We start from the raw sequence: 18,163 nt of genomic DNA, 5'->3' as shown, positions 1-18,163 counted from the left end.
AAATAAACCCGCGCGTGGCGGGTTTATTTAAATCGGCATTATCAGGCGGCTTTATCAAGACGGTTTAATTCTATCTCGATATCCTGAATGGTTTTTTCCAGCCCTTCCAGACAGGCGCCCTGTTTATTCAATAGGTCGTTAATGGCTTCGGCGAATGCCTTATTTTTGCATTCCCCCTGATCGAAGGCCAGCCAGTGTGCGGAGAGCGTCTCGATATTCGATTGCGCGTAGTGGCGCATTTCCTTCAGCTGGGAAGCGACGTTGCGTAAATTATCCAGCTGCGCCTGTGCGTTTGCATTGTTGCTCATGAATTTCTCCTTGAGTTGGCCGTTAAATAATTTCGACTGCGGGATTAAGCTTACCCCATATAAATAAAAATATCACCCTTGGTGGCCCAGGTAGTTATTTTTTAATGAATGCGGATATATTTATTTCTCGGTTGAACAAGGACTTGGGTGGAATTGTAAAAATAGATAAATACGGTGTTTTTGGCGATTATTTTCGGCCATCCCGTTCGGGATGGCCGTTATTCTACCCCTTAAGCGTGAGGCCGACTATGCCGCGTCCGCCAGCATAAACATGCCGTAGGGGTGAATTTCCAGATAATACTGCTCGCCGACGTTCGGTTGCAGGCGGGTGGCGTTAACCTGCAGCAAAATCTGTTGCCCGTGCCACGCCACCGTCACCTCATACTGCGGCCCCATGTAGGCGACATGCTGGATCTCGCAGCGCTGGCTTTCCTCGCCATGCTCGCTCAGCGTGATCGCTTCCGGTCGCACGCCCACCGTGCCGGCGCCCTGGGCGGCAAAATGCGCCGGGCGCGGCAGGCGATAGCCGCTGATATCGACATGATCGGCGCTGAAGCTGGCCGGGAACAGGTTGGCGTCCCCCATAAAGCTCGCCATAAAGCGCGAGGCGGGCTGCCGATAGAGATCCTGCGGCGAGCCCATCTGCATGATATGCCCCTTGTTCATCACCAGTACGGTGTCGGAGACTGCAAAAGCCTCGCTCTGATCGTGAGTGACGTACAGCGACGTGATATCAAACTGCTTTTGCAGCTCGCGGATCTTTTCGCGCATGCTGCGGCGCAGGTTGGCGTCGAGGTTGCTCAACGGCTCGTCGAACAGCAGCACTTTCGGCTTGAGGATCAGCGCGCGCGCCAGCGCCACGCGCTGCTGTTGGCCGCCGGAGATCTGATCGACATAGCGATCGTCGAACCCCGCCAAGTCCACCATCGCCAGCGCTTCCTGCACGCGCGCTTTCACTTCGGCGCGCGGAATGCCGAGCATCTTCAGGCCATAGCCGACGTTCTCCCCCAGCGACATGTGCGGGAACAGGGCATAAGACTGGAATACCATGCAGATGTCACGCTGCTGGATGGAACGATGGGTGACGTCTTCACCATCAATGAATATCTGCCCGTCGCTCGGTTTTTCCAGCCCGGCGACCAGGCGCAAAATGGTGGTCTTGCCGCAGCCGGAAGGGCCGAGCAGCGTCACCATTTGCCCCCGTGGGATGGTGAGCGTGATGTTATCGATTACCGTGTTGCTGCCGAACCGTTTGGAGACGTTACGCAGTTCAACGAAATTTTTCTGGCTCATCATGGGCTCCATTACGCCTGGTTTTTGGCTTTTGAACGGGAGATGCGTGCCTCGCCGATCAGCCAGTCAAAGAGGAAAATAATCGCCAGCATCACCACGATCAGAATTGAACCGTAGGCGATCGCCACGCCGTATTCGCCGTCTTCCACGCGGTTGAGGATGTAGGCGGTGGCCACGCGGGTATCGGGGGTGACCAGGAAGACGATGGCGCTGACGGTGGTGATGGCGCGCACGAAGCTGTAGATCAGCGCCGACAGGATAGCCGGGCGCAGCAGCGGCAGCAGGATGTGCGTGATGGTGCGCAGCGAGCCGGCGCGCAGGCTGAGCGAGGCTTCGTCCAGCGATTTGTCTATCTGGCCCAGCCCGGCGATCCCGGCGCGAATGCCCACCGGCACGTTGCGCATCACCATCGAAATAATCACGATGGCGGCCGTCCCGGTGAGGTACACCGGCGCGCCGTTAAAGGCGAGAATGTAAGAGACGCCGGCCACGGTACCCGGCACCGCAAAGCACAGCATGGTGGTGAACTCGATGGTCTTTTTGCCCTTGAACTGTTGGCGCACCACGATCCAGGCGATCAGCAGGCCGAACGCGGCGGTGATCGGCGCGGCGATCCCGGCGTACAGCAGCGTGTCGAGCAGCGAAGGCCACGCGCCGTCGCTCATGCCCTGGCCGAACAGTTTGATGAAGTTATCCAGCGTCAGCGTGTAATCCACTCCCCAGTTGACGGTGAAGCTGCCGTAGAAAATGCTGCCGTAAAGCAGGGCGTTAAAGGCTACCCACACCGCCAGTAGTGCGATCACGCCCCACACCAGCGTGACCGGCAGCGGCTGCACGTCGCCGCGATACGATTTGCCGGACACGGTGACGTAGGAACGTTTGCCGATCCACATATACTGAATGCAGAACACCAGCAGCGAGAACAGCAGCAGGAAGGCGCCGAGGGTGCTGGCGGCCTGATAATCGAGCTGCGAACCGGTGATGTAAAAATAGATTTGCGTCGCCAGCACGTCGAAGTTGCCGCCGAGCACCAGCGGGTTGCTGAAATCAGCCAGCGATTGCACCACCACGATCAAAAACGCGTTGGCCAGCGCCGGTTTCAGCAGCGGCACGAACACGCCGTTAAAGGTTTGCCAACGGCTGGCGCGCAGGGTGTAGGAGGCTTCTTCCAGCGAAGGATGAATGGTCTTGATCGCGCCGTCGAGGATCATGAACGCCATCGGCGTGAACGCCAGCACCTGCGCCAGCCAGATGCCGGTAAAGCCGTACAGCCAGTTGGTGTTGGTCAAACCGAACCAGGCCACCATCCACTCGGTGACGTAGCCGGAGCGCCCCATCATCAGCGTGACCCCCAGGCCGACGACGAACGGCGGCGTGACGATGGGCAAGATGGAGAAGATGCGGCCGATAATGGCGCTGCGCTTGGCGATGCGGGTAGTGTAAATTGCCAGCACCAGGCCGAAAAAGGTGCAGCCGGCGCCCACCGCGATCGACAGGGCGATGGAGTTGAGGATCACCTGAATGATATGCGCCTGCGACAGCACGTTCATAAAGGCCAGCGGCGCGAAAGCGCCCGTCTGGTCGGTGAACATCGGAATGAAAATCGCGATGCTCGGCCAGACGATGAAGACGCCGATCAGCGCCACGATGGTGACCAGCGCGCCGATAACGAAACGGTCGCCGCCCAGCCAGTCGAGGCGGGTCAGCGCCAGCGTCATGATGGCGCCCAGCGCGGTCAACTGCACCAGGGTGGCGTAGCCTAAACCGCGTCCCGCCACCGTGGCGCTGACAACGATAAAGGCCATGCACAGCAGCGCCCAGCCGGCATCGAACGCGTGGCGGCGCCGCTGCTCACGGCCCGCCGCAGCGTAAGGGCGCAGCAGCAGCAGGCTCGGCAGCAGGCACCAAAGCCAGCTGATATTGCGGTGTGACCAGCCGTAGGCCGCGAGGATCTCTTCGCCGGTGGACTCCAGCAGGCCGTAATCCAGGCTCCAGCTCGGCAGCAGGGCGAACGCCAGCCAGCCAAGCAAAACCCAAAGGGATATCGCATCTCGTTTTTTCACGAGATGGAGTGCATGTGTATGTGACATAAGTTTCCCGGATGTTCAGGCCGGGCAAGCCGTGAGGCTTACCCGGCAACAGGCGCAGAATGTGGGCTTATTTACCCATCTTGACTTCGCTGACCCATTTATTGATCAGCGCCTTACGGACCTCGGTCGAGCCGTATTTGTCCATGTCGTAGTTGATCAGCTTCAGGTCGTCGAGCTTCAGCGAGTTCGGCGAGGTATCGGCGGTGGTGTTGGTCAGGATCTGATAGGACTTGCCTTGCTTCCACGCCAGCTCCTGCGCCTCTTTCGACAGCACCCAATCCACGAACAATTTGGCGTTGTCGAGGTTGCGCGCGCCTTTGAGGATGCTGACGCCGCCGATTTCGTAGCCGGTGCCTTCACACGGCGAGATCAGCTCAAGCGGCGCGCCCTGTTCCTTTTCGAGCGAGTAATCATGCAGGAAACCGATGCCGATCGCCGTTTCGCCGCGGGCGGCGTTGCGCGCCGGGGCAATGCCGGACTTGGTGTACTGCGAGACGTTGGCGTTCAGCTGTTTGAGGTAAGCGAACGCCTGATCGTCTCCCCACAGTTGGGCAAAGGTCGCCAGCGCGGTGTAGGCGGTGCCGGAGCTTTGCGGATCGGCGATTTGAATCTCGCCTTTGTATTCCGGCTTGGTCAGGTCTTTCCAGCACTTGGGCACCGGCAGGTTTTTCTCTTTCAGGCGCTGGGTATTGACGCCAAAGCCGAGAATGCCGACGTAGACCGCCGAGGAGTAGTTGCCTTTCAGCTTGGCCGGATCGCGGAATTGCGTCATCACCTGGTCGAGATTCGGCGATTTGTACGGCTGCAGCAGCCCCATTTCACCGGCCTGGGATTGCGGATCGAGCGTACCGCCGTACCAGACGTCCGCCTGCGGGTTCTTCTTCTCGGCGTCCACTTTCGCCAGCGTACTGCCGGATCCGTTGCGGATGAACGCGGTTTTCACGTCATATTTCTCGCCGAAGGCTTTGGTTTCCGCTTCGCACATTTCATTGGTGGCGCTGCAGTAGACCACCAGGCGGCCCTTGGCGTGCGCGGCGCCGCTTAGGGTCGCCAGCGCGATGCCGGACGCTATCAGGGTAGTGAACCACGTTTTTTTCATTGTTTTATCCTTCTCTCGGTAGAGGTGGTAACGCTCGCCATCAGCAGCGGCATCAGCAATAAACCCATAAGAACAGCGGCGATCGACAGCAAACTGAACATGCCTGACCAGCCGTAGCCTTCGATGACCCGCGACAGCGGCCAGCCCGCCAGCGCTGCCCCCAGGTAGGCGAACAGGCCGAGAAAGCCGGTGATGGAGCCCGCGGCGCCTTTGTGCCCGCATTCCACGGCGGCGAGGCCAATCAGCATCTGTGGGCCGAAGACAAAAAAGCCCACCGTAAAGAAACAGCCCGCCAGCAGCGCGTAGTGATGCACCGGCGCCAGCCACAGCGCGGCGACGGAAACCATCAGCCCGAGCGTGAACAGCAGAATCATCGGCGCGCGCTGCCCGCCGAACAGCACATCCGAGCCCCAGCCGGCGAACAGCGCGCCGAGCAGGCCGCCTATCTCGAACAGCATCACCGTCGCATTGGCGCTGAGCAGGTTGACGCCGTGGCTTTCCGTCAGCCACAGGTTGCCCCAGTCGTTCAACGCAATGCGGATCAGGTAGACCAGCACGTAAGAGACGCCGAGCAACCAGATCATCGGGTTCTTCAGCATCGTGGTGCGCAACATTCGCCACAGCCCCATCGGCGGGCTTTGCTGTTCCTGGCGCAGCTCCAGCGGATCGTGGCGCCACTGGCCGACCGACGGCAGGCCTTCTTCCTGCGGCGTGCCTGTCAGCTGCCGCGTGAGCCAGATGCCCAGCACCATGCTGACGGCCCCCGGGATCAACATCGCCGCCTGCCAGCCCCAGCGCTGGGCGGCGAAGGCGCTGATCAGCGGCACAATCGCGCCGCCGAGGTTGATCGACATATTCCAGCAGCCCCACCAGAAGCCGCGCTCGTTGCGCGAATACCAGTGGGTCAGCAGCCGCGCGCAGGGCGGCCAGCCCCAGCCCTGAAAGAAGCCGTTCAGCGCCCAGACCGCCAGCAGCAGCGTCAGCGATTCGCCGAAGGCGAACGCCACGTTCAGCAAACCGGTGGCGAACAGGCCGATCCCCATAAACCCGCGCTGCCCATGGCCGTCGTGCCACAACCCGGCGACGAATTTCGACAGGCCGTAGCTCAGATAAAACAGCGAGCCGAGCAGGCCGATGTCTCCTTTATCCAGCCCCAAATCCGTTTGCAGCGCCGGCAGCACGTAATTCACGCTTTTGCGCGTCAGGTAAAAGGCGGCGTACCCGATGACCATGTACAGCAGCAGCCGCGGGCGCAGCGCACGGTAACGATGATCGATTTCAGATGCCGAGCGTGCTTGCATAGCCGCCTCCCTGGTGCTGACTATAAGAAGGTGAAAAGGAAAGGGGATGAGATAAAGTCCGGAGTGGCTAAGACTTTTTCCTAGTTAGTCGGCGGTTTGTTGCAAATTTGTGGGCAGGTTAACAATTACCCGGGTGCCGCGCTGCGTTTCCAGCGTCAGTTCGCCGCCGAGCGCGCTGACCCGTTCGCGCATTCCCTGAATGCCGAAGCCCGGCGCGTTGCCCGCATGGATGCCGACGCCGTTGTCCCGTACCTCGAGGTGCAACATGGCGCCTTGCTGATACAAAACGATGGCGACTTCGCTGGCCTCGGCGTGTTTGCACACGTTGTTGAGCAGCTCTTGCAGCAACCGGTAGAGGGTGAAGCGCACCGTCTCGCCGGCGGGCGTGTCGATCAGGCGGTAGTCGAAACGGCAACGGATGCCCCGTTCGCTAAAGGCGAATTCGCTCAGCAGGTGGTGAAGCGCGTCTTTGAACGCCAGCTCGTCCAGCGCGGGCGGGCGAAGTTGGCGCAGCAGCTGGCGTGTGGAGTGATGAATGCGCCGGGCGAGATCGCCTATCTGGTTCGCTGCGGCCTGGGTTTGCGCCGGATCGCGCGCCCGCTTGACCAGCTGCGACTGAATTTGAATGGCGGTGATGTTCTGGCCGATTTCATCGTGCAGCTCGCGCGCCAGGTTCTTTCGCGTGTCTTCTTCGGTGTGGATCAGTTTTTCGGTCAATGCCCGCCGCGTCGCCAACTCTTCTTCCAGGCGTCGGCGATAGTGGTGCAGGTTTTGCGCCAGGTGCTGCTGACGGCTGATGGCGATGCCCAGACCGATGCCGAGCAGCGCCTGGGTCGCCAGAAAGATTTCCAGCTCGACCAGATTGCCGAACCCCACACCGACCTGCCGCGCGATGGTGATCATCATGCTGCCGAGCAGGCCGGACAGCACGCCGCCCTGCCAACCGAACTTCCACGCCATCACCACGTTCGGCAAAAACACCACGATCAGCAGCAGGCGCTCGATTTCCGGCGACAGCACCATCTGCGTACCGATGCCGATAACGAAAAACAGGCTGCACCAGATGATTAAGGACGCGCGCAGCGGCGGGTTGGCGGTGTCCAGCCCCAGCAGATGGTAGCGGTGCTGCTGGCGCAGAAATTCAAAGATCAGGTAGACGAACGGGGTCAACAAAACACCGCCGGTAAACGACGCCAGGCCGAGCAGCATCGCCGGGCTGTGCGCGAAAGGTGAAAGCAGGGCGGTATTGAGCAGCGAGGCGGCGGTCACTGTGGCCAGCAGCAGCGTCAGCCGTTGCCAGTAGAGCGGAAAACGGCGCCAGACCCGTTGCGCGAGAAGAGCCGGGATCAGGGTGATGAACGGCGCGGCCAGCAGGCTGTAGCCGCTCAGCAGGCGTTCGCCGTGCAGCCAGAACAGCAGCAGCACCGGCGGTATTATCAGGGCGGGCCAATAGCGGCGCGCCAGCAGGATCAGCAGCGCGAGATAGACGCCGTGAGGCAGAAACAGCGCCGCCTGATTGCCGTTGTGGGTCAGGTAGAAACCGAGCGTCCACAGCATCAGCCAGCCGCTGCCCCAGGCCAACAGGATAAACAGCGAGATAACCCAGGGCCGGAAGCGGGGCGACATCAATGCCCCGCCAGCAGCTGATGGTCGAGGGCGAAATGCACCAGTTCAATGGTGCTGCTGCATTGCAGCTTGCCCAGGACGTTGGCGCGATGCACGTGCACCGTTTTGTGGCTGAGATCGAGCTTGAAAGCGATCTCCTTTACGCTGTCGCCTTTGACCAGCAGATCGAAGATCTCGCGCTCGCGCGGGGTCAACGCTTCCAGCGCCGTGGCCGGCTGCTCGCCGCCGCGCAGCGCCCGCAGCGCGTCGGCGCACAGGTAATGGCCGCCCATATCGACGGAGCGCACCGCCTGCACCAGTTCTTCCGGCCCGCAGCGTTTGGTCAGATAGCCGCTGGCGCCGGCATCCAGCGCGCTCTGCACGAAGGTGGGGGAGTCATAGATGCTGAGTATGATCGCGCGAAACTGCGGCTTCTGCGCCCGCAGGCGCTTCAACAGGCTCAGGCCGTTTTCATCCGGCATAGCGATGTCCATCACCGCGACGCTGACGTCGTCGCGCAGCAATGCCGGCCAGGCCGCCGCCGCGCTGCTGTATTGCCCCACCACGTCGAGATCGTCCTCGAGGCTGAGCAATTGCGCAAAGCCGGAGCGCACCACCACATGGTCATCCACCAGTATCACACGGATCATTTTCGCACTCTGTTGCCGAATCATGATCCTATGATGCCTGCCGCTGCGGTGCTGGCAATCAGCCAAGCGCGGTTATGCAATCGATGTAACAGAATTGTAATAAAAGGGCGCCGCCGGCGCCGTCAACGATCCAAATCGATGGCGAAATGCTGCCACAGCGCGGCGCGCCGTTCCTCTTCCGAATGCAACGTCGTTTCGTGGCGCTGGTGATCTTCGGTCACGATCAGTTTCATGTCGCTGAGGGTCACCCGGCCGTGGTCCGTCGGCCGTGAACACACCAGGCGCTGGGTGAAATGCGACTGCGGCGAGGTGCTGTGGAAGCGGCACATCTCGTCGAACTCGTGCAGCTCGCGCGGCTGAACGGTAAAGCGATACAGGGTTTTGGCATGCGAACGTTGGTCGCCGTTGCGGCGCTCCAGCAGGTAATACTCGCCTTCCCGCTCCAGGTGGAAGGTGCCGCTGGCCTGCGGTTGCGGCTCGGCGGCGACGATCTTCAGCGGCGTCAGGAAGGAATCGCCGAAACCGACGTCCACCAGCCAGGCCTGCTCCGCCAGATCCACCCGCAGCGCCAGATGGTCGTAGGGCGGGCCGAAATGGCCGTCGCGCGCGCGGATCTCGCCGGAGATGAAGCTCACCTTGAAACCGATCTCCCGCAGTAGCAGGGCGAACAGCGTGTTCAGCTCATAACAGAAACCGCCGCGGTTACGCTCCACCACCTTGCTGAACAGCGCTTCGGGCGCCAACTGAATGCCCTGATGATAAATAATGCTCAGGTTCTCGAACGGTACGCTCAGCATGTGGCGATGGTGCAGCTGTTGCAACGTGGGGAGATCGGGGCGGGCGGCGCCGGCAAAGCCGATATGCTGCAGGTAGCGTTGGGTATCCACAGGGTGTCTCGCATGAGAAAAAGTAGGCATAAAATAGCGGGCTTTGCGGCGTTTGTGAGCGCATTACGTGCTGCGCCACGGCAGCCGGATTATTTTCCCGACGGGCGTCTTAGGTAAAGCGCCGGGTTCAGTGAGCGCAGATGCATTTTCAGTACGGCACCCCGTTGAAAGAGATAGTTGAGTACGGTCAATGACAGCAGTTCGGTCAGCAAGGTGCTGTAAGCGGCGCCCATCATGCCGTATTGCCGAATCAGGCCGTATGACAGGGGAATGTTAATGATAAACACCAACAACATTTTGCGGGAAAGGAAGCCATAACCGGAAAACAGCACGATGTATTTATAGGCCACGGTCCCCAGGGCGGAGAGCAGGGTGGCGACGGCCAACACCCCCATGGCGGCATAGGCCGCCAGGTATTGCTCGCCGTACAACAGTGCGATGACCGGTTTGCCCAGCCAAACGATCCCGGCGACGATGGCTAAGGCGATGGCCAGCACCAACCCATTCAGTTTGGCCGCGGCGCGCATCGCGTCTTCGCGCCGATAGGCGAATATTTTCGCGAAGAACGAGGTGATGACGGCATCGGTAACGAACATCCAGGCGGTCGCCAGGGTAATGGCGACCGAGTAAATGCCCAGCACCGCGGCGGAAACGAACCACATCAAAAACAGCTGCGCCAGCCGGGTATAGATGGCGATGGAAACATTGGATACTGCCAACGGCAGGCCGCTGGCGAGCAGATAGCGCACATATTTGCGCCGAATACGGCCGGGGGCCGAAAAGCCCGGATGGCGGCGATGATAAAGGTGATGACGGATCAGATAGGGGATGAGGTACACCATCACGATAGGGATGGCCAGAAAGTACAGGTGCAGATCAAAAAACACGATCAGCCAGCGAGCCAACAATGCGCTGGCTAAGCCGGCCACGTTGGCCAGGGTATTGAAACGCGATTCCAGCCGGGCGTCATGGTAAATGGCGAAGACGTCTTTGAGTGAAAAAAACGAGGCCAGGAATGTGGCGGCGCAAAAGTAAAAGGTCGTGAAGTCTTCCCGCAGCCCGGTATAAAGCAAGATGATCGCAGAAAAGGCCAGGAAACAGGCTTGCCTCAGCCGGTTGGTGGAGAACATCAGCGCTGCGCCGGAGCGCGGATTACGGCTAATGCGTTTGAAGAGGATGGTGTCCGATCCCAGCAGCGCCAACGTTTGGGTAATGGCGAAAATCGCCGTGGCAAAGGTAATCTTTCCGAAGCTTTCCGGCCCAATATATTTGGCCATGTAGGCGGTGATGAATATAACGCCGAGGATTGATACCGTCTTTTCCGCTATCATCCAGGAAGCGTTTCTTATTATGCTGAAGTCTATGATCTTTAGTTTCACTGACGCTTCCCTGAACACCTTATGATATAGGATTATTCCGTTTTTTATCCTTTAATAATCACCAAGGCTTTTTTTATATTTTACAATTGAAGTCAATTGCATTTAAACTTTAGCTGGGTCTTTTGTTATGTTGGATTAATGGATGAATCAACGGAATGAGAAAATTCGTAAAATACCTCTATAAGGTTTCGCCTGACTTTATTTATTATCAGCTGTCGCATTATTTTGTTCACGGAAGCTTTGTCAACTTTTTGAATCCTAAAAGTTTTTCTGAAAGGATTTACCACAGAATGCGCTACCCGCGCGAAGAGTTCAGCCTGTTGGCGGACAAGGTGGCGGTGAGGGATTATATATCCAGTCGCGTTTCGGAAAAATACCTAACGCCGGTCATCATGATAACGGAGAACTTCACTGAGCAAGACTATTTGTCGTTGCCTCAATCTTTTGTTATCAAAACAAATAATGCCTCGCAGCAAGTTAAGATTGTCAGAGATAAAGCGCGAGTGAGTTATGATGAGATTGCAAGCACTCTCAAGAAATGGTCAAAAATAACGTATTGGAAGCGCTTTCGTGAGAAGCACTATGCGAAGATCCCACTGCAAATTGTGGTTGAAAACCTGTTGGACATCGAACGCGACGGTGAATTGATCGACTATAAAGTGCATGTTTTTAACGGCAGCCAGCCTTATCTGTTCGTGGAGTTGCTGCGGGGCGGCCCGGAGCCGACGTCGCTGGAGTTTTTGGACCGCCATGCGCATCACTGCTTTTTTACCCAGAAAGATATTCCCCAGATCAACACGTTGCACGCGAAGCCTGACTTTTGGGATGAGATGATTGAGGTCGCCCAAGCCGTTGCCGCCGATCTGGACTACTGCCGGGTCGATTTCTACCTGACGCAAGACAGGCTCTATATCGGCGAGCTGACGCTCACCCCCGGTGCAGGCAATGAAGTGTACCAACCGCGCGCCACGAACCTGCTGCTGGGCGAGCTGATGGCCAAAACCTGAACGCTATGCCGAGCGTTGGGCCAGTTCCCGCAGTCAGCCCAAAAACGCCGCGGCGTTCCTCTTCGAATGCAGTGTCGTTTCGTGGCGCAGGCGATCTTCAGTCATGAAGCGCATCCCAAGTTGGATGCGTTGAAAACAGGACAGGAAAGAAATAGCGGGAAAGCCACCGGCGCGTTCTACTGCATCGACGGCGGTTATTCCACGCATTAACAAAAACAGGCCCCTGATGGGGCCTGTGCAGTTACCAGGATTTATGCGGGTTGCGGGAGACGATGTCGATCTTTTGACACAGCAGTTTGGTAATGTCCACCGAGGTTGGCTGAGCGGCGCTGCCGACAAAGTTTTTCAGCACGATGGCGATGCGGGCGTAATTAACGTAGCCCTCAGGCAGCGGCAAATACTCGGCAACGTCGAGCGCGGTAATGCGATCCGAGGTCATCGTTGCTGAAGTGGTCGGGGTGACTGTGCCGGTGCGGCCCCACTGACAGACTTTTTCCAGCAAGGTGGTGACGCCGGCATCGCCGTTCAGCACATACTTTCCTTGGTAGGTGCCGATTGTGACATCAAGGCTGTTCTGGCCTTTTAGGTTTGCCAACGTGGCGCGCCACAGCACCAGATCGTTTTTCGCGATCGGGAAGTAGATCTCGATGCGCTTGTCGGCCGTTGTCGCCGTTTTGGTGGTGGCGGTGAGCACGCCGTTTTGCAGCGTTACTGCCAAATCGGCGGTTTCCGTTTGCGAAACGCGTGCGCCGCCGAAGGCGTAGACATTATTCAGCGCCAGCGCACTGCTCTCTTTCCAGGTGGGTTCCGGCAGATGGTTGACGCCATCGCCCAGATAGAGCAGACGCCACATGTTGACATAGCCAGGCGCGACGATCTTTTTCATTTCGATGTGGTTGTTGGACCAGCCTTTTTTAATGTCGGCGTTCACCAGATCGAACCCATCGATATAACATTTTCCGCTCAGATCGCTGGATTTATCGAAGTAGAAATATTCAACGTATTGATAAGGCACCTTGCTGCCGGTATCGGTGTTGTTAGTCATCACGCTGTGCCATTGGCTGTCTTTGATTTTTACCGTGCCGCCGTTGTCGCTGGTAAATACCGGTCGATAGTTGCGGCAGTTGGCGTTGCCCCATTCGAAGTGGCAGTTTTTAAAGTCAAGCGTGCCGCCTTTGAGATCAAACAAGCCGTAATCGGTATTGGCCAACTGTTCGGTTTCATTGTTAAAGCCGCTGTAATCGAAAGAGCAATCTCGGAAGGCCAAAGTATGCACGCCCTGATAGTAGTTTCGGCTGTCGCCGAACAGGCATTTGTAGAAGACGATTTTTTCGCCGGCGTTGGCGGTGGTTTCCGACCAAATTGGCCAGACACAACCGCGCACCATGATGCTGTGCCAGCTCTGAATATAGGCGTTGTTGCCGAAGACGATGCCCTTGTGCAGGTTAGTCAGCCAGACGTTTTGCACCAGCAGTTGGCAGGCCGGCAGGCCGTGCATGTTCGAGGCATCGCTGTAGACGCACAGGCCGCGCAGATTGGCCGCCGCGCCGGGCGCTCCGACGATGCGCAGGTTGTAAATCGCCGGCGCACCCAAAGAGTATTGCACGCGTACGCACTCGATATTGGCCGCGCTGCTGAAATCAAGAATGGTGCCCTTAAAATCGACGGCGTTTTTCCATAGCTTCAGGTTGGCGGTGGTTTTACAAGGGCGTACGCCGCCGGGGCCGACCAGAGTAATCCCCGCAGGGGTCGTCGGGATCGGCAGTTGCCACCACTCTTCGCCTTTGACCTGCAAGAAGTTGCAAGCGCGGGTGATGGTCAGAGAGTAATCCAGCTCATCGCCCGGCAGGTGCCACCAATCGATGCTGTAATCGCCGTCATTGATGATGCGCTTCCAGCGGCGGTTTTGCGCGTCGACGAGCAGGGTAACACCGTTATCCTGACTGGTGGAATCCGCGTCGTCTCGGGTAAATACGCCATGGTGGTAGCGGTTTTCGAGCATCACTGCGGTTTCGCTGCCGGCATAGTTGCGCAGATTGGCATAATCATTTAATGAAATCATGGAATAACCCTCATTTGGTACGATAAGAGGCCGATGCAATATGTGGCAGTTGCAGAGGCGGAGGCTTAAGTAAGTGGCATTGTGACCGAAGAGGGAGCCCGTTCATGATCCCGGTCGGCAGGAATAAATTAACAGGCTAAGGCGAGGGCATTAAGCGTCCAGGGTTGTGTCTGACGCCAGCAAACATCACGTTGCGGATTTTAGGTGCTGGCGGCGAGGGCGAGTGCTTGCAGCCAGCCCAAAAACGCCGCGGCGCCGGGTTTTTCCAGCGTGCGCGGCGGGTAAACCACGTAGTAGGGCTTGCTGAGTGGCAGCGCCGGTTCGGCCAGGGTGACCAGCCGGCCCTCCGCCAGTTCACGGGCGATCAGCCGCCGCTGGCCGAGCAGCACCCCGCGTCCTTGCACGGCGGCGTCGATGGCCAGCGAAGTCAGGTTATAGGTCAGCCCGCGGCGCGGCGGCGGCGACCGATCGGCGGCGGTGAACCATTCGTGCCAGCCCGGCAGAAACTGGCTCTCCTTGCCCCAGTCGACGTGGATCAGCGGCAGCTGCGTCCAGTCGCCGCGATCGCGCAGCGCCGGGCTGCATACCGGCTGCACCCGATCCTGAAACAGCTGCACCTTTTCCAGCAGCGGGTAATCCTGATCGCCGAAGCACAGTGCGAAATCCGCCGCCGAATGGGCGAAATCGACCGCCGCATGGGTCGCGTGCAGCCGCAGATCGCCGTCGGGGCACTGCGCCAGCCAGTCGCCCAGCGCCGGATTCAGCCATTTAGACGCCAGCGCCGGCAGGGCGAACACCGTCAGCGCCTGTTTGCCGCGCTGGCGTTCGACGTGTTGCTGCGCCACGCGCAGCGTTTCAAACGCCTCCTGCACGTAGGCCAGGTAGTCCGCGCCCTGTTCGGTCAGCGTGACGCCGCTTTTAGCGCGAATGAACAGCGTGATGCCCAGATGTTGTTCGAGCTGGCGGATCTGTTGGCTGACGGCGGCGGCGGTCAGCGCCAGCGCATCCGCCGCACGGGCCAGGCTGCCGGTGCGAGCGGCGGTTTCGAACGCCAGAATGGCGCTCAGCTTGGGCAAGCGCGCACGGGACGGTGAGTGCATGAGCAGGGCTTATCGCTAAGAATTCGTTAGCTTATCCATAACGTATTTTTGTTATGGCGGCAATGCGGCATTCGCTACAGTGGGAGGCATCCGGCTTTCGCACACGAGGGGAACGTCATGCCGCAACTTGCCGATATTATCGATCTGTCCGCCCATCCCATCGACGACGCCGCGTTCCGCGTCCGCTGCCGGCAAACGCTGGCGCGCGCCGGCGCGCTGGTGCTGCCGGGATTTCTGCGCGAAGCCGCGCTGGCGACGGTGCGGCTGGAAGGCGCCGAACAGCACCATGCGGCGTTTTACGCCACCAGCAAACACAACGTGTATCTACGGCCGCAGGACGACGCGCTGCCGGCCGACCATGCGCGCAACCGGCTGGTGGTGTCGTCCAAGGGCTGCATTACCGACGAGGATATTCCGCCGCAGTCGCCGCTGCGCGCGTTGTACGACGCTCCGGCGTTTCGCGCGTTCCTGTGCGCGGTGCTTGACGAGGCGCAGCTCTATCCCTACGCCGATCGGCTGTCGTCGATCAACCTGCATTACGCCCACACCGGCCAGGAGCTGGGCTGGCATTTTGACAACTCCTCGTTCGCCATCACGCTCTTGATCCAGAAACCGCAGGCGGGTGGGCGCTTCGAATACGTGGAGAACCTGCGCGACGCCGATCGCGGCGAGATGAACTATGCCGGGGTCACGCAGGTGCTGGACGGCGAGCGGGCGGTCAAACAGCTGGCGATGGAGGAGGGGGATTTGGTGCTGTTTCGCGGGCGCAACGCCATGCACCGGGTGACGCCGACCGAAGGCGACACCACGCGCATGCTGGTGGTGCTGGCCTACAATGCGCAGCCGGACGTGATGCTGTCGGAAAGCGCCAGAATGACGTTCTACGGGCGGTTATAGCGGATAAAAAAAACCGCCCCGGAGGGCGGTTTGTCGATTCAGTGCGGGTTCTGCTCTTCGTGAGCCTGCTGTTCCAGCTTCACTTCCTGCGCGCGTTTGCGCAGGCCGAACCAGCCCAGCGCCAGCAGCACCGCCAACACAGGAATGGTGGCGATGGTCCAGGTGCCGTTCGGGTAGTCGAAGGCCATCATTACCACCACGATCAGCAGGAACGCCAGCGTCAGCCACGAAGTGAACGGCGCGCCCGGCATTCTGAACGACACCGGCTGAGCGCGGCCTTCGCGCACGGCTTTGCGCAGGCGCATCTGGCAAACGATGATAAACGCCCAGGAGGCGATGATGCCCAGCGAGGCGATGTTCAGCACGATCTCGAACACCTGCGACGGCACCAGATAGTTGAGCACCACGCCGATTACGTAGATGCCGCAGGTGACCAGGATGCCGGCGTAAGGTACCTGCTGGCTGCTCATTTTGGCCATCAGCTTCGGCGCGGAGCCGCCCATCGCCAGCGAACGCAGGATGCGGCCGGTGGAGTAGAGGCCGGAGTTGAGGCTGGACAGCGCGGCGGTCAACACCACGATGTTCATGATGGTGCCGATGTAAGGCACGCCCAGCTTGCTGAAGAAGGTGACAAACGGGCTTTGGCCGGCCTGATAGGCGTTCCACGGCAGCAGCAGCACCAGCAGCACCACGGAGCCGACGTAGAACAGACCGATACGCCAGATCACGCTATTGATCGCTTTAGGCATCATTTTGGCCGGATCTTTACACTCGCCGGCGGCGGTGCCGATAAGCTCGATGCCGGCGAAGGCGAAGATCACCCCTTGCACCAGCACCAGCGCAGGCAGCAGGCCGTGCGGGAACATGCCGCCGTTTTCGGTGATCAGGTGCATGCCGGTGGTGTGGCCGGCCACCGGCGTGCCGGTACCGAGGAAGACGACGCCGACAATCAGGAACAACGCGATGGCGGCGACCTTGATCAGCGCGAACCAGAACTCCATCTCGGCGAACCACTTCACGCCGATCATGTTCATGGTGGCGACGATGCCGAGCGCGCCGAGGGCGAACAGCCACTGCGGCACGTCGGCGAAGGTGCCCCAATAGTGCATGTACAGCGCCACGGCGGTGATGTCGACGATGCCGGTCATCGCCCAGTTGAGGAAATACATCCAACCGGCGACGTAAGAGGCTTTTTCACCGAGGAACTCGCGAGCGTAAGAAACGAAGCTGCCGCTGGAAGGGCGATGCAGCACCAGTTCGCCCAGCGCGCGCAGGATGAAGAAAGAGAAGATCCCGCACACCAGATAGACCAGCGCCAGCGCCGGCCCGGCCAGTTCGAGACGGCCGCCGGTACCGAGGAACAAGCCGGTGCCGATGGAGCCGCCGATGGCGATCATTTGGATTTGCCGGTTGCCCATGCTTTTGTGATAACCGGATTCATGAGAGTCTAGCCAGCGTCTTCTGGCGGCGTGTTTTTCATCCGCAGACTGTTTTTGTGAGTGCATTATCCGTCCTGTTTACCTGTCTATGTTAACCCTGCTCTTACCGAGAGCAAACGATTGCTATGACTAATCGTTATGAGAATGAGGTCGTGGCATCATTCCGCTGTTTATTGTGTATACAGCCATCATTAAAATAACGGCGAAGCATGCTACCTTTTCTCCGTAATGGTGGCAAAAAATACTGCGCATAAAACGTGAACAAGTGTGTTTATTTTTTAATCCAAATATAAAAGGATATATTATTCAAAAAGATGTGATGTTTTATCAAGACGGAAATATCGAGGAATAAAAAGTGATTAAAATCACAAAATAATAATTACCGTGCAAATTACAGGGTGTTGTTCTTATATTTCGCGGTGAGAAATAAGGGGAAAGGAAATGGCGACCCGCGCAGAAAATGGCATCAGCAGCGGGTCGGTGGGCGCGTAACGAGTCTTAGGCCGATTCGCTGGCCGGCAGAGCCGATGCGGGCAGGCCGAACAGCTTGTCGAATGCCCAATTGAACACGAAGGTATAACAAGGAATGATGACGATCAACGCCATATCCAGCAGCAGCGCCTGCCACAGCGTGATGCCCATCCACCAGGCGATCAGCGGGATCAGATACACTACCAGCGTCAACTGAAAGCCGACGGCGTGCAAAATGCGGCGTTTGAGCGTGCGGGCGCGCGACACCTGGCGGCTTTCCCACCACTCGAATACATAGTTGTAAATAAAGTTCCAGCTTACCGCGAGGGTGGTGATCACCACTGCCAGCGGCCCGGTGCTGCTTGGCGCATGGCCCGACAGCAGCGCCAGCCCCAGCGCCGAGATCGCCATGCCGATGATTTCATAAGCGGTGACATACACCAGTTTGCGTTTGACGCCTTGCATCGTTTTCTCCCGATCTGTTTTTAGTTGCCTCTGTGGCGACGGCGGCTAAGATAACGTCAATCACATTGATAGAAAAAGTCAGGAGTTGTCAGTTAATCTGACAGGTTGAA

Annotated in this window: 16 protein-coding genes; 3 read left to right on the top strand and 13 right to left on the bottom strand. The window is 58.7% G+C overall.

Features of this window, described 5'->3' with window-relative positions:
• Nucleotides 1–41: 41 nt before the first annotated feature.
• From ACJ8PE_RS07565 to ACJ8PE_RS07525, 9 genes are all read right to left on the bottom strand, one after another.
• Nucleotides 42–308 carry a hypothetical protein gene (locus tag ACJ8PE_RS07565; protein ID WP_033642249.1) on the bottom strand — a complete coding sequence of 89 codons (267 nt, stop codon included), beginning with the start codon at nucleotides 306–308 and terminating at the stop codon, nucleotides 42–44.
• 246 nt (nucleotides 309–554) lie between these two features.
• A complete protein-coding gene (fbpC, locus tag ACJ8PE_RS07560; RefSeq protein WP_197793581.1) occupies nucleotides 555–1,601 on the bottom strand; it encodes a ferric ABC transporter ATP-binding protein in 1,047 nt (348 codons plus the stop codon).
• Nucleotides 1,602–1,612: 11 nt separating this feature from the next.
• Nucleotides 1,613–3,691, bottom strand: coding sequence for an ABC transporter permease (locus tag ACJ8PE_RS07555; protein WP_033642251.1), 2,079 nt, complete (start codon nucleotides 3,689–3,691; stop codon nucleotides 1,613–1,615).
• A 67-nt stretch (nucleotides 3,692–3,758) separates the two neighbouring features.
• Entirely contained in the window at nucleotides 3,759–4,790 is a 1,032-nt protein-coding gene (locus ACJ8PE_RS07550) for an ABC transporter substrate-binding protein (RefSeq protein WP_197774476.1), read from the bottom strand.
• Nucleotides 4,787–6,115, bottom strand: a complete 1,329-nt coding sequence (uhpC, locus tag ACJ8PE_RS07545) for an MFS transporter family glucose-6-phosphate receptor UhpC (protein WP_226772964.1) — start codon at nucleotides 6,113–6,115, stop codon at nucleotides 4,787–4,789. The genes ACJ8PE_RS07550 and uhpC overlap by 4 nt, the downstream gene beginning before the upstream one ends.
• A gap of 60 nt (nucleotides 6,116–6,175) precedes the next feature.
• A complete protein-coding gene (locus ACJ8PE_RS07540) occupies nucleotides 6,176–7,717 on the bottom strand; it encodes an MASE1 domain-containing sensor histidine kinase (protein WP_197793579.1) in 1,542 nt (513 codons plus the stop codon).
• Entirely contained in the window at nucleotides 7,717–8,346 is a 630-nt protein-coding gene (locus ACJ8PE_RS07535) for a response regulator transcription factor (protein ID WP_015377033.1), read from the bottom strand. The genes ACJ8PE_RS07540 and ACJ8PE_RS07535 overlap by 1 nt, the downstream gene beginning before the upstream one ends.
• Nucleotides 8,347–8,468: 122 nt before the next feature.
• Nucleotides 8,469–9,233 (bottom strand): arylamine N-acetyltransferase family protein, encoded by a 765-nt coding sequence (locus ACJ8PE_RS07530; RefSeq protein WP_197761474.1) that lies wholly within the window; start codon nucleotides 9,231–9,233, stop codon nucleotides 8,469–8,471.
• Between the two features lie 89 nt (nucleotides 9,234–9,322).
• The gene (locus ACJ8PE_RS07525; RefSeq protein WP_033652374.1) at nucleotides 9,323–10,612 is read right to left on the bottom strand and encodes an oligosaccharide flippase family protein; all 1,290 of its coding nucleotides are present in this window, start codon (nucleotides 10,610–10,612) and stop codon (nucleotides 9,323–9,325) included.
• 155 nt (nucleotides 10,613–10,767) lie between these two features.
• On the opposite strand from ACJ8PE_RS07525, the gene ACJ8PE_RS07520 reads away from it, so the two are divergent.
• Nucleotides 10,768–11,619 (top strand): ATP-grasp fold amidoligase family protein, encoded by an 852-nt coding sequence (locus ACJ8PE_RS07520; RefSeq protein ID WP_046896836.1) that lies wholly within the window; start codon nucleotides 10,768–10,770, stop codon nucleotides 11,617–11,619.
• A gap of 66 nt (nucleotides 11,620–11,685) precedes the next feature.
• Nucleotides 11,686–11,829: a hypothetical protein gene (locus ACJ8PE_RS07515; protein WP_154582435.1), complete on the top strand. Its 144-nt coding sequence runs from the start codon at nucleotides 11,686–11,688 to the stop codon at nucleotides 11,827–11,829.
• Between the two features lie 31 nt (nucleotides 11,830–11,860).
• Here ACJ8PE_RS07515 and ACJ8PE_RS07510 read toward each other — a convergent pair whose 3' ends face one another.
• Nucleotides 11,861–13,681 carry a hypothetical protein gene (locus tag ACJ8PE_RS07510; RefSeq protein ID WP_047572275.1) on the bottom strand — a complete coding sequence of 607 codons (1,821 nt, stop codon included), beginning with the start codon at nucleotides 13,679–13,681 and terminating at the stop codon, nucleotides 11,861–11,863.
• A 200-nt stretch (nucleotides 13,682–13,881) separates the two neighbouring features.
• Entirely contained in the window at nucleotides 13,882–14,781 is a 900-nt protein-coding gene (locus ACJ8PE_RS07505; protein ID WP_197793575.1) for a LysR substrate-binding domain-containing protein, read from the bottom strand.
• Nucleotides 14,782–14,898: 117 nt separating this feature from the next.
• On the opposite strand from ACJ8PE_RS07505, the gene ACJ8PE_RS07500 reads away from it, so the two are divergent.
• Nucleotides 14,899–15,678, top strand: a complete 780-nt coding sequence (locus tag ACJ8PE_RS07500; protein WP_046686611.1) for a HalD/BesD family halogenase — start codon at nucleotides 14,899–14,901, stop codon at nucleotides 15,676–15,678.
• A 38-nt stretch (nucleotides 15,679–15,716) separates the two neighbouring features.
• Here the strand turns inward: ACJ8PE_RS07500 and ansP are convergent, their stop codons facing one another.
• Both ansP and ACJ8PE_RS07490 read right to left on the bottom strand, forming a co-directional pair.
• On the bottom strand, nucleotides 15,717–17,183 hold the full coding sequence (gene ansP / locus ACJ8PE_RS07495) for an L-asparagine permease (protein ID WP_197761469.1): 1,467 nt from the start codon (nucleotides 17,181–17,183) through the stop codon (nucleotides 15,717–15,719).
• A gap of 432 nt (nucleotides 17,184–17,615) precedes the next feature.
• The gene (locus ACJ8PE_RS07490; RefSeq protein WP_197761467.1) at nucleotides 17,616–18,053 is read right to left on the bottom strand and encodes a PACE efflux transporter; all 438 of its coding nucleotides are present in this window, start codon (nucleotides 18,051–18,053) and stop codon (nucleotides 17,616–17,618) included.
• Nucleotides 18,054–18,163: the final 110 nt, after the last annotated feature.

It is taken from the genome of Serratia sp. CY74737, from assembly GCF_052166775.1.
Lineage (GTDB): Bacteria > Pseudomonadota > Gammaproteobacteria > Enterobacterales > Enterobacteriaceae > Serratia > Serratia ureilytica.
The sequence above is the reverse complement of the archived record's forward strand: the minus strand, read 5'-3'. Positions and strand labels throughout refer to the sequence as shown.